The sequence below is a fragment of the Paenibacillus lentus genome (genome assembly GCF_003931855.1).
Taxonomy (GTDB): Bacteria; Bacillota; Bacilli; order Paenibacillales; family Paenibacillaceae; genus Fontibacillus; species Fontibacillus lentus.
In genome coordinates, this window is sequence record NZ_CP034248.1 from 1,323,729 (window position 1) to 1,336,862 (window position 13,134).

At 47.7% G+C, this 13,134-nt stretch carries 9 protein-coding genes; 8 read left to right on the plus strand and 1 reads right to left on the minus strand.

Annotation, left to right across the window (positions count from 1 at the left end):
• The first annotated feature begins 496 nt into the window (after positions 1–496).
• From EIM92_RS05990 to abc-f, 7 genes are all read left to right on the plus strand, one after another.
• The gene (locus EIM92_RS05990) at positions 497–1,717 is read left to right on the plus strand and encodes an IS256 family transposase (protein ID WP_125081906.1); all 1,221 of its coding nucleotides are present in this window, start codon (positions 497–499) and stop codon (positions 1,715–1,717) included.
• A 522-nt stretch (positions 1,718–2,239) separates the two neighbouring features.
• Positions 2,240–3,292 (plus strand): oxidoreductase, encoded by a 1,053-nt coding sequence (locus EIM92_RS05995; protein ID WP_125081907.1) that lies wholly within the window; start codon positions 2,240–2,242, stop codon positions 3,290–3,292.
• 146 nt (positions 3,293–3,438) lie between these two features.
• The gene (gene pdaA, locus EIM92_RS06000; RefSeq protein ID WP_125081908.1) at positions 3,439–4,236 is read left to right on the plus strand and encodes a delta-lactam-biosynthetic de-N-acetylase; all 798 of its coding nucleotides are present in this window, start codon (positions 3,439–3,441) and stop codon (positions 4,234–4,236) included.
• A gap of 203 nt (positions 4,237–4,439) precedes the next feature.
• Positions 4,440–4,925, plus strand: a complete 486-nt coding sequence (locus EIM92_RS06005; RefSeq protein WP_125085026.1) for a MarR family winged helix-turn-helix transcriptional regulator — start codon at positions 4,440–4,442, stop codon at positions 4,923–4,925.
• On the plus strand, positions 4,922–6,649 hold the full coding sequence (locus tag EIM92_RS06010) for an ABC transporter ATP-binding protein (RefSeq protein ID WP_125081909.1): 1,728 nt from the start codon (positions 4,922–4,924) through the stop codon (positions 6,647–6,649). Before EIM92_RS06005 ends, EIM92_RS06010 begins: the two co-directional genes overlap by 4 nt.
• Complete coding sequence (locus EIM92_RS06015; RefSeq protein WP_125081910.1) at positions 6,646–8,580, plus strand: ABC transporter ATP-binding protein; 1,935 nt, start codon at positions 6,646–6,648, stop codon at positions 8,578–8,580. Before EIM92_RS06010 ends, EIM92_RS06015 begins: the two co-directional genes overlap by 4 nt.
• Positions 8,581–8,947: 367 nt before the next feature.
• Positions 8,948–10,822 (plus strand): ribosomal protection-like ABC-F family protein, encoded by a 1,875-nt coding sequence (gene abc-f / locus EIM92_RS06020; protein WP_125081911.1) that lies wholly within the window; start codon positions 8,948–8,950, stop codon positions 10,820–10,822.
• A gap of 294 nt (positions 10,823–11,116) precedes the next feature.
• Here the strand turns inward: abc-f and EIM92_RS06025 are convergent, their stop codons facing one another.
• The gene (locus EIM92_RS06025; protein WP_125081912.1) at positions 11,117–11,461 is read right to left on the minus strand and encodes an EamA family transporter; all 345 of its coding nucleotides are present in this window, start codon (positions 11,459–11,461) and stop codon (positions 11,117–11,119) included.
• A gap of 634 nt (positions 11,462–12,095) precedes the next feature.
• Here EIM92_RS06025 and EIM92_RS06030 point away from each other — a divergent pair.
• Entirely contained in the window at positions 12,096–13,130 is a 1,035-nt protein-coding gene (locus tag EIM92_RS06030; protein ID WP_125081913.1) for a siderophore ABC transporter substrate-binding protein, read from the plus strand.
• Positions 13,131–13,134 lie beyond the last annotated feature (4 nt).

A 13,134-nucleotide genomic window follows, 5' to 3' on the forward strand; every position in this document is an offset into this window, starting at 1 on the left:
TGAGCGTGAGAGTAGTGGGGGTATGAGGGCATGAGGGCGAGAAAGTATGAGAGTATAAGAGCATGAGGGCATGAGCATGAGGCGAGAAAGTATGAGAGTATAAGAGCATGAGGGCATGAGCATGAGGGCGAGAAAGTATGAGAGTATAAGAGCATGATCGTATGAAAGTATGGGAGCACAGGAGCAAAAGTGAGAGTATGGGGGTAAAAGAGCATGAGGGCATGAGCATGAGGGCGAGAAAGTATGAGAGTATGGGGGCATGAGGGCATGAGCATGAGGCGAGAAAGTATGAGAGTATAAGAGCATGATCGTATGAAAGTATGGGAGCACAGGAGCAAAAGTGAGAGTGAGAGCGTGAGAGTATGGGGGTAAAAAAGTATAAGAGTATAAAAGCATAAGAGCAGCATAAGATTGAGATGCGGCAGAGTCTGTAAAATAGTTTGTGTAAACTCCAAAACCTATTAAAATGGAACTAATAGAAAGGTTGGGAGAATACATGGGACTTTGGACGAAACAACAGTTGCGCGACTTCATTAAAGAGAATAATCTGGTAACGGCACAGGATGCTCAAAACGCATTAAAGAACCTGTTTGCAGAAACAATCCAGGAGATGCTCGAAGCGGAGATGGAAACACATCTGGGCTATGCCAAGCACGACATCACGGCGAAAGCGACGTCAAACAGCCGTAATGGCAAAAGCAAGAAAACTGTCGTCAGTGAGTATGGTGAGCAAGAAATAATCGTACCCCGTGATCGCTTGGGCGAGTTTGAACCGCTTGTGGTGAAGAAGCATCAGTCCAATGTCACAGGCATTGAGGAACAGATCATTGCGCTTTACGCGAAGGGCGTCAGCACGCGTGAAATTCAAGATCATCTACTGCAGTTGTATGGCATCGAAGTCTCCCCGACACTGATCTCGAACGTGACGAACAAGGTTATCCCTATGGTTAAGGAATGGCAAAATCGGCCGCTACAGAGCGTATATGCCGTTGTTTTTCTCGACGCCATTCATTTCAAAGTGAAGCAAGACGGAGCTATTGTCAACAAGGCGGCTTACATGGTCATCGGCATCGATCTGGACGGGAATAAAGACGTCCTAGGCATGTGGATTGGCGAAAACGAGTCGGCCAAGTTCTGGCTCAATGTCTTGAACGAGTTAAAAAACCGCGGCGTACAAGACATTCTCATTACGTGTGTCGATAATCTAACCGGTTTCTCGCAAGCGATAAGCGCTTGTTATCCCGCTACAGAGATTCAGAAGTGCATCATCCATCAAATCCGTAATTCAACGCGCTACGTGTCCTACAAGGACTTGAAGAAGGTGACTGCCGATCTGAAGCCGATCTACAAAGCAGCAACCGAAGAAGCGGCGCTTGTGGAGCTAGATCGCTTTGAGGAGGAGTGGGGCAAAAAGTATCCTCTGATCGTCCGTTCTTGGCGCAACAACTGGAGCGAGCTCGCTACATTCTTCAAGTACCCGCCGGAAATTCGCAAGTTGATCTACACCACGAACATGATCGAGAGTTATCACCGTCAACTGCGCAAAGTGACGAAAGGCAAAAGCATCTTTCCGAGCGACGAGGCTCTCCTTAAAATGCTGTATTTATCCACAATGGACGTTGTACGGAAATGGACGGGCCGTGTTCAGAACTGGGGACAAATGCTGCTACAGTTTTCGGTTTTCTTCCCTGATCGCGTGGGTCAGCACTTGAGGTAGGGGGGCGGAGTCCCCCTCTAAGCATCACCATCTACATTCGTTTACACAAAATTCTTGACAGACCCATGCGGCATTAAGCTGTCGTAAACTGAGATACCACACTAAACTACTGTCTAGGATGCGCATATTGAGCCGTCGTATACTAAATGGATTTCTTGTATCTAGTTATGCTCAGAACAAAAGTTCCGGGGAATTAGATGGATTTCATGTACCTAAAATCGAGGTATTCTACTCATAACAGGCAATTCCCTTATTTTAACAACATGAAATCCATTTAAATTTAAATTCCTTTTCTAGCCGCAGAAGCTAACTACTATAAATCCATTTAAATTAAGATAAACTATTAAAATGGCTGTGGGGCAAGTAAAGCCACAATGGTATGCTCAATAGTAAAGCCTCAATAGTAAAGCCTCAATAGTAAAGCCTCAATAGTAAAGCTCAATGTTAAAGCCACAATGGTATAATAAGGGCATTCAACGATATAAAACAACTATTGCGGTTTGCGATGAAGGAGGAATAGGGATGGCTATTCAGGTAGGACTTATTGGATTCGGATTATCAGGCTCCGTATTTCATGCTCCGCTGATTGATTGGACGGAAGGCTTGAAGCTCGCCGCCGTCGTATCTTCTCAGCCGGGCAAAGTGAATGAGAGTTACCCCGATGCGAGAGTATATCCTGACGTGGAGGCGCTCCTTAACGATCAGGACATTCAGGTTGTGGTCGTATCTAGTCCGAATTTGACGCATTACGACTATGCGACCCAGGCACTGGAGGCAGGCAAGCATGTTGTCGTGGAGAAGCCCTTCACAAACAGCTCGGAAGAAGCGGAGCGCTTGATTGCGCTTGCCCGGGAGAAGAAGCTGCTGCTAACGGTATATCATAATCGTCGCTGGGATAATGACTTTCTCACCATCAGCCGCCTGCTGGACACGCGTGCACTAGGCAATATCTCTTATTATGAAGCTCATTTTGACCGCTATCGCCCAGAGGTGACTGGTCGCTGGCGCGAGCAGGATTTACCTGGCTCAGGGATTCTCTACGATCTAGGCTCCCATCTGATCGACCAGGCGTTAACACTGTTTGGGAAGCCGAATACAGTGTGGGCAGATTTGCGCAAAGAACGCCGCGGCGGTAAGGTTAATGATTATTTCCATCTTGTTCTTGGCTATTCAGACCTTCGAGTCGTCCTACACGCCGGATCATTAGTCCGTGAGCCAGGCCCTCGCTTTATACTCCATGGTGATCGAGGGAGTTTCATTAAGCATGGGTTTGATCCGCAGGAGGCACAGCTTCGCAAGGGACTTGGTCCAGGTGATACCGATTGGGGTCGGGATGCCGCTGTCAATTACGGCAGGTTAACGACGGATATCGGTGGCCTCGCTGTGACCGGAACGGTGGATACACTGAACGGGAGCTATGAAATGTTCTACCGGAAGCTAGCCGACGCCATTCGCTATGGAGGGCCTTCGCCTGTGCTAGCCGAAGATGCTCGCGATGTCATTCGCATCATCGAGTTAGCCATGGAGAGCCATTCCAAGGGACGGGTACTTACCCTGGAGCATCGCAATAGATAAATCAATCAAATATAGCAGGCTACCCGCGCGTTTTTTATAGAGACGCTACCGGGTAGTCTTTTTTTGTTATTAGGGATGCATATTTCTTAGGGCAGAGGCAGAAAATACAATAACCTACTACGATGAGTAAAAGGAGAGAATGAAGGATGAGAATGGCGTTGTTGACGGCGATGGCGGTCTGCTGTCTCCTAGGTCTCTTGCCGATCGGGTCAGTCGCCGTAGCTTCGGCCGCAGCAGATGGACCGTATCATTTCGGTTTCAAGCGAAGCGTTAACGGGCAGCTTCCCTCGATTGACGAGGAGGGGTTTAAGCCGATTGTTGATAAGCATGGCGCAATCTTTCTGGGTGATACTTCACGAAAGGAATTGTTCCTGACGTTTGATAACGGGTATGAGAACGGCTATACGGCCCCGATCCTGGACACACTCAAAGCAAAGAAGGTGCCGGCGGCTTTTTTTGTGACAGGCCATTTTGTAAAGGATCAGCCAGCACTCGTGAAGCGTATGGTGTCAGAAGGACATATCGTCGGCAATCATTCATGGAGTCATCCGGACATGACGACGATATCTGATGCGCAGATTAAAGAAGAATTGGAGCGAGTGAACAAGGAAATCGTAACTTTGACCGGACAGAGCGATATGGGTTACCTTCGTCCGCCTCGGGGGATTTTCAATGATCGTACGCTGCGCGTCACGAGGGAGCTTGGTTATACGAACGTGTTCTGGTCGGCAGCTTACAAGGATTGGGACACCAAGGATCAGAAGGGGAGCGATTATGCGTTCAAAAAAGTGGTTGCGCAATTGCATCCGGGAGCTGTTATTTTGCTGCATTCGGTGTCCAAAGATAATATGGAGGCCCTTGGTGCCATTATCGATGAGGCGCGCCGTCAAGGTTACGAATTTAGAGCTCTTCCTGAAATCGGTGGAGTGAAGCTGCCGTTTTGAATATCGTTTTATAAAATATAGTTAAAGGAGCCTCGCCGTCGGCGGGGTTTTTTGTGTTTTTCTCCTTATACATCATGAAGATTGCCTAGATTTAGACAAATTTGACTTTGAATAGTGGGCGGAAATATAATTAGGTATGCTAATTAATAGCATTACAAATTATTAAATAATTTAAGTATTTTTGAGGGGATGATCATGTGATTATGGGCGACGATCCGGTAGCCCAACGACTCCTAGAAGCGGTTCACCGCTTCCGCCGTGCAGGTTTGCACAAGATGGCGATAGATGGATGGAATAATAGTGAAATCAAAATGCTGATGTGCATTCAGTGGGGGTGTGTCCAAGACGAGAGGGGTTCGTCTGTCTCTTCGCTCAGCTCGATGATGGAGGTTACCTCGCCAACCATTACCCAGCTGATCAAGAGCCTGGAGCGAGGGGGGCTGGTCACCAGGTATAACGATCAGGAGGATCGGCGCGTTGTGCGGGTGAAGCTGACGGAGAAGGGGGAGGCCGTGACGAGGTTAGCTAAAGAAGACTTAGCCCGAAGATTCAAGAATTTATATGAGCATTTAGGAGCGGAGAAGTCAGAGCAGTTGGCTTCGCTGCTCGAACAGGTCTATGACTATTTAGATGCCAGCATGAGCGAGAAGCATGAGATTAACGGAGAAAGTGGTGATGATGGAAGATGATCAAGCTTTTTCGATTTTTGAAGCCGTTCCGGCTGCCTATATTCGCTGTACTCGTGCTCGTTTTTTTTCAATCGCTGTCCGAACTGTATTTGCCGACGCTTATGGCGGATATCGTGGATATTGGGGTAGTCAACGGAGATATACCTTATATATGGAAAATCGGCTCCTTGATGCTGCTAGTGGCTCTAGGGGGAATGCTCTGTTCCATTGCAGCCAGCTATTTCTCTTCCAGGGCTGCAGCGGGGTTCGGGAAGCTGTTGCGTGGCAAGGTGTTTAGCCATGTGGAGAATTTCTCCCTTGAGGAGTTCGACAAGGTTGGAACGGCCTCGCTGATCACACGAACTACGAACGATATTACACAGATTCAGCAGGTGCTTATTATGATCCTGCGGATGATGGTGATGGCTCCGATGCTCTGTATCGGCGGTATCATTATGGCCGTCTCGAAGGATGCGACATTGTCGCTTATTTTTGTTGTGGTTCTGCCGGTGCTGGCACTGGCTATTTTTCTAATTGCGAGAAAAGGGATTCCGTTGTTTAAAGTGATCCAGAAGAAGATCGACAAGTTAAATCTTGTTATGCGGGAGAACTTGACCGGGATTCGGGTTATCCGGGCCTTCAACCGCGTTCAGCATGAGAAAATGCGATTCGATCAGGCGAATTTTGATTTGACAGATACCTCGATCAAAGTAAATAAAATTATGGCATTCATGATGCCGATCATGATGCTGGTGATGAACTTATCGTCGGTAGCGATCATTTGGTTCGGTGGATTCCGCATTGAATCTGGGACGATGCAGGTTGGTGACTTGATGGCTTTCCTGCAGTATGCGATGCAAATTATGTTCTCGCTGCTCATGGTTTCGATGATGTTCGTGATGATTCCGCGGGCGTCGGCTTCGGCTGTCCGGATCAATGAGGTGCTGGACATGGTTCCAGTGATTAACGATGCGAAAACGGCAGCTCCCGTAACTGGACAAACAGGCCATGTTGAGTTCCAGCAGGTGTCGTTCAGTTATCCTGGGGCTGAGAAGCCAGCGATTCAGGATATCAGCTTCACCGCTCGTCCGGGCGAGGTAACGGCAATTATCGGCGGCACAGGCTCCGGCAAATCAACACTGATTAATCTCATCCCGAGATTCTATGACGTGGATAGCGGGCGAGTACTGGTGAATGGTGTCGATGTCAGGGACATGTCCCAGCAGGAGCTGCGCTCAAAGATTGGTTTCGTACCACAGAAAGCCGTTCTCTTCACGGGGACGATCAGCGATAATATTCGCTACGGTAAAGAGGAGGCCAGCGACGAGGAAGTGCGGCGTGCGGCGGAAATCGCCCAGGCAGCCGACTTCATTTCGAAGATGGAGGAGGGCTATGACAGCCTGATTGCGCAGGGGGGTTCCAATGTCTCCGGCGGGCAGAAGCAGCGTCTCTCGATCGCCCGGGCGTTGGTGCGGCAGGCTGAAATCTATATTTTCGATGACAGCTTCTCCGCATTGGATTTCAAGACGGACTCCAAGCTGCGCGCCACACTGAAGCAGGAGACGAAGGAGTCCACGGTTATTATCGTTGCCCAGCGGGTGAGCACCGTACTAGATGCTGATCAGATCATTGTGATGGATGAGAGCAGAATTGCGGGCATCGGGAAGCATCAGGATTTGATGGAGACGTGCGAGGTATATAAGGAAATCGTCTTGTCCCAGCTTTCAGAGGAGGAGATCGCATGAGCCAGAGCCAAAATAATCAAAGCGCAGGGAACTCCAGCTCCAGCGGTTTCGGCAGACGGGGCGGTCGCCGTGGCCCTGGTGGCCCGGGCGGCCATGGTGGTCATGGCGGCCCCGGTGTGGGGATGCCGGCCGAGAAGGCGAAGGACTTCAAAGGTACGCTCAAACGCCTAATGACGTATATGCGTCCATTCAGGGTGCAGCTAGGTTCTGTGGTGCTCATGGCAATCCTGAGCACGGTCTTTGCCATTGTCAGCCCAAAGGTAATGGGTGAGGCGACGACGGTGCTGTTTGAAGGCATTATGGGCATGATAAACGAAATTCCGGGGGCTGCCATTGATTTTGATGCCATTGGGGAAATTATTCTTTATTTGCTCGGACTGTACTTGTTGAGTGCACTATTTAGTTATTTCCAGCAATATTTGATGGCGGATGTATCCCAGAAGACGGTCTATAACTTACGGAAGCAAGTGAACGATAAGCTGTCGCGCTTGCCGCTGAAATACTATGATGCTAGAACGCACGGTGAAATTTTAAGCCGAGTGACCAACGATATGGATAACATTAGCTCGACCTTGCAGCAGAGCATGACACAACTGATTTCGTCGCTTCTGACCATTATCGGGGTTATCGTGATGATGCTGACGATCAGTCCGTTAATGACCTTGATTGCGATATTAACCATACCGCTGAGCATCGTGGCGATCACCTCGATCGCCAAGCGTTCCCAGCGTCAGTTTGTTCGGCAGCAGAAGGAGCTTGGTATGCTAAATGGCCATGTGGAGGAAATGTACACTGGTCACCAAGTTATTAAAGTATTTGGACGCGAGCAGAAATCGTTAGAGCAATTCGATGAAATTAACGAACGTTTGTATGAGGCGGGCTGGAAAGCGCAATTTATTTCAGGCGTAATTATGCCGATTATGAGTTTTATCGGCAACATTGGTTATGTACTTGTTGCTGTAGTAGGCGGAATACTGGTCTTGAAGGGGAAAATTAAGATCGGAGACGTACAGGCGTTTATCCAGTACACGAGACAGCTATCGCATCCGATCTCGCAGACGGCTAATATTGCGAATATCATTCAATCCACTGTAGCGTCCTCGGAGCGTGTATTCGAGGTGCTGGACGAAGTAGAAGAAATACCTGATCCAACGCATCCCGTTAAAGTTGAGAAGCCGAAAGGCGAGGTCTCCTTTAATCACGTTCGCTTTGGTTACCAGGATCAGACGATGCTGATCGAGGATATGAGCATTCATGCCTCGAAAGGACAGACGGTTGCGATCGTTGGGCCGACGGGCGCTGGAAAGACGACGCTGATCAATCTGCTCATGCGCTTCTATGAGGTGAATGGCGGAGCAATTACGATTGACGGCGTCAATATTGCGGATATGAGCCGCGGGGATTTGCGCAGCCTGTTTGGAATGGTGCTGCAGGATACATGGCTGTTCAATGGCTCGATTCGTGACAATATCGCCTATGGACGAGAGGGAGCGACTGAGGAGGATATTGTCGAGGCAGCGAAGACGGCGCAGGCGGATCATTTTATTCGCACATTGCCCGAGGGCTATGATACGATCCTGAATGAGGAAGCCTCTAACATTTCACAGGGCCAGAAGCAGCTGCTGACGATCGCCCGGGCTGTTCTCGCCGATCCGGCTATTCTTATTCTGGATGAAGCGACGAGCAGCGTGGATACGCGGACGGAGATTTATATCCAGAAAGCGATGAATGAGCTCATGAAGGGGCGAACGAGCTTTGTCATTGCCCACCGTCTATCGACGATTAAGGATGCGGATTTGATTCTTGTGATGAACCACGGATCAGTGATTGAGCAGGGCACGCACGATGAATTGCTGGCTCAGGGCGGATTCTATGCCGATCTGTATAATAGCCAATTCTCCAAGGGCGGCTTCGATCTTGAGGTAGGTTGATGGTTTTGCATGATTCGCTTGCTCCGGATTGAAATTCATGGTAATAATTAAAGTGTAATAAAAAAATCGATTTTAACGATACGGAGGACCCTTAGACGATGGAGTAAGAACACGTTCCCACTAAGACAACTTGTCAGCAGGCAAGCGGCGCTCTCTTAATGAGAGGGACGGTCAGGGATACGTGTGTCGACTTAGGGTCTTCTTTTTTATACTTAAAAAGATAAATACGATCATAACCCGAGCGGAGGAGCGGGTATTGGCCTCTTCTGTCTTTCTGGTCGTATGCCCTATTTTCGCGTATTTGACCGTGTGCCGCTGGCCACGGTTATTTGCGTTGCCACACTGCGGAAACGGGGGATGATGTGAAATGACGATGATATTATCCGTCAAGGATTTAATGAAGGAATGGAACGGCACTGTTTTATTTGAGAATATATCGTTCGAGGTTAGCCGGGGTGAGCGTCTGGCGCTGTATGGCCGGAACGGTTCGGGGAAGACGACTTTGCTTGAGGGATTGCTCGGCAAGTTCAGCTTCGACAATGGGCGCATTCACCGAATATTACCGCAAGAAGAGTGGGGCTGGATGGAACAGCAGGTCGATCGCGGTTCATCGCTTACGCTGCTGGAATATGTTCAGTCCAGATCCGGTGATATTTATGGGGTAAAACGAGAACTGGAGCTGCTGCAGATTGAAATGGGCTCGGGCTGCGCTTCGGAGACGAGTATGGAGAGATACGGTTTCATTTATGAGCAGTATATGCAGTTAGGCGGTTATGACTGGGAAGTCAAGGTAGAGAAGCGTTTGTTTCAAATGAATTTAGCACCAGAGCTGTGGCAGCTGAAATTCGGACAATTGAGCGGGGGACAGAAGACGCGGGCGCAGTTGGCTGCTCTTATGGTTCGAGAGCCCAAGTTCGTCCTGCTGGATGAACCGACGAATCATCTGGATACGGAGTCTTTGAATTGGCTGGAGCAATGGGTGAGCAGCTATGATGGGACTATATTGTACGTGTCGCATGACCGGACATTTATGGATCGGACGGCTACCTCTATATTAGAGCTGCAGCCGGATGGCTGTCGGCGTTATGCTGGCGGATATCGTGATTACCGCGAGCAGAAGGAGCTTGAGCGACGTACTCAAATGACGCTATACAAGAAGCAAGAGCAGGAGCGCCAAGCACTGGAGCAGTCCATTCGGCGTTATCAGGAATGGTTCCACCAAGCCCACCGGGCCGCTCGCGCTGATCATTTGGATGTAGCCATTACAGCCAGCTATTATAAGGCTAAGGCGAAGAAGAATATCTCTCGTTATCATGCGAAGCAGAAGGAGCTTGAGCGATTGGAACGGGATCGAGTGGAGAAGCCTCACGAAGCGAAAGTGCTGCAAATGAACCTGCGGGATGGAGCGTTTGCGGCGTCTACTTTGCTGCGTATGAACGATGTACGATTCGGCTACGAGGATGCTGCTGGTGAGAGGAGAAGCGTCTGGTTGTTTAATCAGTTTAATCTCCAGATAGAACGGGGGGATCGGGTCGGTGTTCTGGGGCCGAATGGCTCAGGCAAGTCTACTTTGTTAAAGCTAATCACAGGGCAGCTTGCAACGTCTTCAGGCATAGTGACCCTGCATCCGCAAGCTTCGATCGGGTATTTTGCGCAGGAACTGAACAATTTGGAGGAGAGCCAGACGATATTGGACAGTCTGTTGGGATTGCCGAACATGACCGAGTCGCATGCAAGAACGATTTTGGGCTGCTTCTTATTTTCGAGAGAAGAGGTTTATAAGAAAATAGGGGATTTGAGCATGGGGGAGAAATGCAGGGTGGCATTTCTTAAGCTTTTTTTCGGCGAGTCCAACCTGCTGATCCTCGATGAACCGACTAACTATTTGGACATTGATACGCGAGAAGTGGTGGAAGAGGCGCTTTGCGCCTACCCGGGAGCGCTGATGATCGTAACTCACGACAGATATTTGGCCCGCAAGGTATGCAATCGGCTGCTGCTGCTGGATAGGCAGAAGGAGCCCGAATGGTTCCCGGGTACGGTGGATGAATATGAATCGAAGGATCGAAGCCATCGGCTGGATGCGGAAGAGCAAAGGATGGAAAATGAACGGGAGCGCCTGGAGCTGGAATTGGCATTTTTGATGGGGCGGGAGGAACCAAATTCCCTTGAGGAACGCAACGAATTAATGGCGGCGATCTCTGAAATCCGCAGGCAGATCGATAAGCTTTCTGAGCTCTAGAGGGGCGGAAATGGGCTCGGAGGAATTGAATACAAAGATGGGATTAGGGGCGGGATGTAGCCAGGCCCGTAATTTACGCTGGATTTCATGCTATTAAAAAGACTGAGCAGAGCCATATAAGGTGCTTTATCAGTTTTTAAGGGCATGAAATCCTTTTTTTCTTTCCAACACCTTCCATTACTTTATAATACAAGAAATCCATCTATATAAGTGAACGTTTAGGTTAGCAGAAACAAATTTAATCATGTCCAAGCACGATTTTGATGGCCGCATGGGTTGGTGTTCCTATCTAGTTTATCTAGCCAGCAAGTATACGCCGAATAGGATAACGGCCACGCCGGCTAATTTAGTGGCTGAAATCGACTCACCAAATAAGAAGTATGCAGGAATAAGAGCGAGAACATAGGCGAAGGCTTGCATCGGATAAGCTACGCTTAGGGGCAAGCGGGTCAGCACGGCGAACCAAAGTATGGTGGCAAGCCCATAGAGTCCTATGCCGCCGATAATCATCGGGGATAGAATGAGCTTATTCCATACGAGCCCGCCTGATCGGGTGAGTCCGATCTTGAAGAGAACTTGGCCTGTGACTAGTAACAGAATATTGCCAAGCAGCAAAAGATAACTAATTGTTTTTTCCATTAAGAGCCTCCTGAGCTTAAGGATCGCCACTTCTTGGGTCAGACGAAGCACCTGGCTCGTCAGCTTGGTAAGGACAATCGTAAGATAAAGTATGAGGGAGAATCAGTAGCACGATGCTGAACAATATCCGTACAGAGCATACTGCTCCCCGAGCCTCTGCCTTTTGACCAGCTCCAGACGATGGGCAGAAGGACAACGGATGTCGATACCGATCGTATGTTAATGAACACCTTTGGTCATCGCCGTTCTATTATATCGCATCGCGCTCATAATTACAGAGAGGGTAACCTTGATCATATTTCAAGTCAGATACTGAATGGTTCAGATAAACTGCCGCTGTAAGGATTCAAGTCGACTTTTTATTCGGCTAAAGTTGACTTCCAGTATGAATATAAAATAAAGAAAAATGCAGGTTATATTCCCAGGTAAAAAAATAGTTGATAATGTCATTTTGATTTGGTAAGCTTGAATAGAATTTGAGATTGATAATCATTATCGTTGTCTTTGTTTTGTTGCTATGCACTATAGTGAAATATAGATAATTATTTGAATAGCACATAAATAACATATGATATTAATTTCACTAATTCAAGAATTTGCTTGCTATCAAGCTTATATATCAAGGAGGATAATTATGAAGAAGTCAATGTTTTTCAAATTAGTTGGTCTTATTGCAGTTCTGACTTTGATGTTAGCAGCTTGCTCAAATTCAAGTAATGAAGTAACTAATAATGAGCCAAAACCTGCTGAATCCAATGCAAGTCAAGAGGTTACTGCGCCTACGACAGTTGAGATCACTGATGTCCATGGAACGGTTACTGTTCCTGTAAATCCAAAGAATGTAGTTGCTTTAGATAGCAGAACTTTTGAAACTTTAGCTGATTGGGGAATTGAATTAGCAGCTGCTCCAAAGCCTGTAATGCCTGCAGACTCACCTTATGTAGCTGATGCTTCAGTTCAAGATATCGGAAACCATCGTGAGCCAAATCTTGAAATTCTAGCAGCAGCAGATCCTGAACTTGTAATTGTCGGCCAAAGATTTGCTAACTTTTATGAAGATATAAAGAAAATAGTGCCGAATGCAGTTGTTATTGACCTTAATTTTGATGTTTCTGAGGCAGCTGCTACACCTGGAGAAAACTTAGTAAACGGACTTAAGAATTCTACACTCGCTTTAGGTCAAATTTTTGATAAAAATGCAGAAGCTGAAAAATTAACAGCTGATTTTGATCAAGCGATCGAAAAGGCGAAGTCTGCCTATAATGGAACAGATACAGTTATGAGTGTCATCGTTTCTGGTGGGAATATTGGCTTTTCAGCTCCTAATTCTGGTCGTGTTTGGGGCCCAATGTATGAAATTTTTGGATGGGTTCCAGCATTAGAAGTTGACAAATCTTCTTCAGATCATCAAGGTGATGAAGTTTCTGTTGAAGCGATTGCCCAAAGCAATCCTGATTGGATTTTTGTACTAGATCGTGACGCTGCGGTATCTTCTACAGAGGGTGCAACTCCTGCTCAAGACGTTATTGATCATTCGCCTGCCCTTAAAAACACAAAGGCTGTTTCTGAAGGAAAGATTGTGTATGCACCAGACGATACTTATACAAATGAATCAATACAAACTTATCTAGAGTTATTTGAGAATCTTGCAAATACTTTAGCTAAGTAGTGTA

Coding starts and splice junctions, on each gene's coding strand:
- EIM92_RS05990 (WP_125081906.1), top strand. CDS start 497: ATGGGACTTTGGACGAAACAACAGTTGCGCGACTTCATTAAAGAGAAT.
- EIM92_RS05995 (WP_125081907.1), top strand. CDS start 2,240: ATGGCTATTCAGGTAGGACTTATTGGATTCGGATTATCAGGCTCCGTA.
- pdaA (WP_125081908.1), top strand. CDS start 3,439: ATGAGAATGGCGTTGTTGACGGCGATGGCGGTCTGCTGTCTCCTAGGT.
- EIM92_RS06005 (WP_125085026.1), top strand. CDS start 4,440: ATGGGCGACGATCCGGTAGCCCAACGACTCCTAGAAGCGGTTCACCGC.
- EIM92_RS06010 (WP_125081909.1), top strand. CDS start 4,922: ATGATCAAGCTTTTTCGATTTTTGAAGCCGTTCCGGCTGCCTATATTC.
- EIM92_RS06015 (WP_125081910.1), top strand. CDS start 6,646: ATGAGCCAGAGCCAAAATAATCAAAGCGCAGGGAACTCCAGCTCCAGC.
- abc-f (WP_125081911.1), top strand. CDS start 8,948: ATGACGATGATATTATCCGTCAAGGATTTAATGAAGGAATGGAACGGC.
- EIM92_RS06025 (WP_125081912.1), bottom strand. CDS start 11,461: ATGGAAAAAACAATTAGTTATCTTTTGCTGCTTGGCAATATTCTGTTA.
- EIM92_RS06030 (WP_125081913.1), top strand. CDS start 12,096: ATGAAGAAGTCAATGTTTTTCAAATTAGTTGGTCTTATTGCAGTTCTG.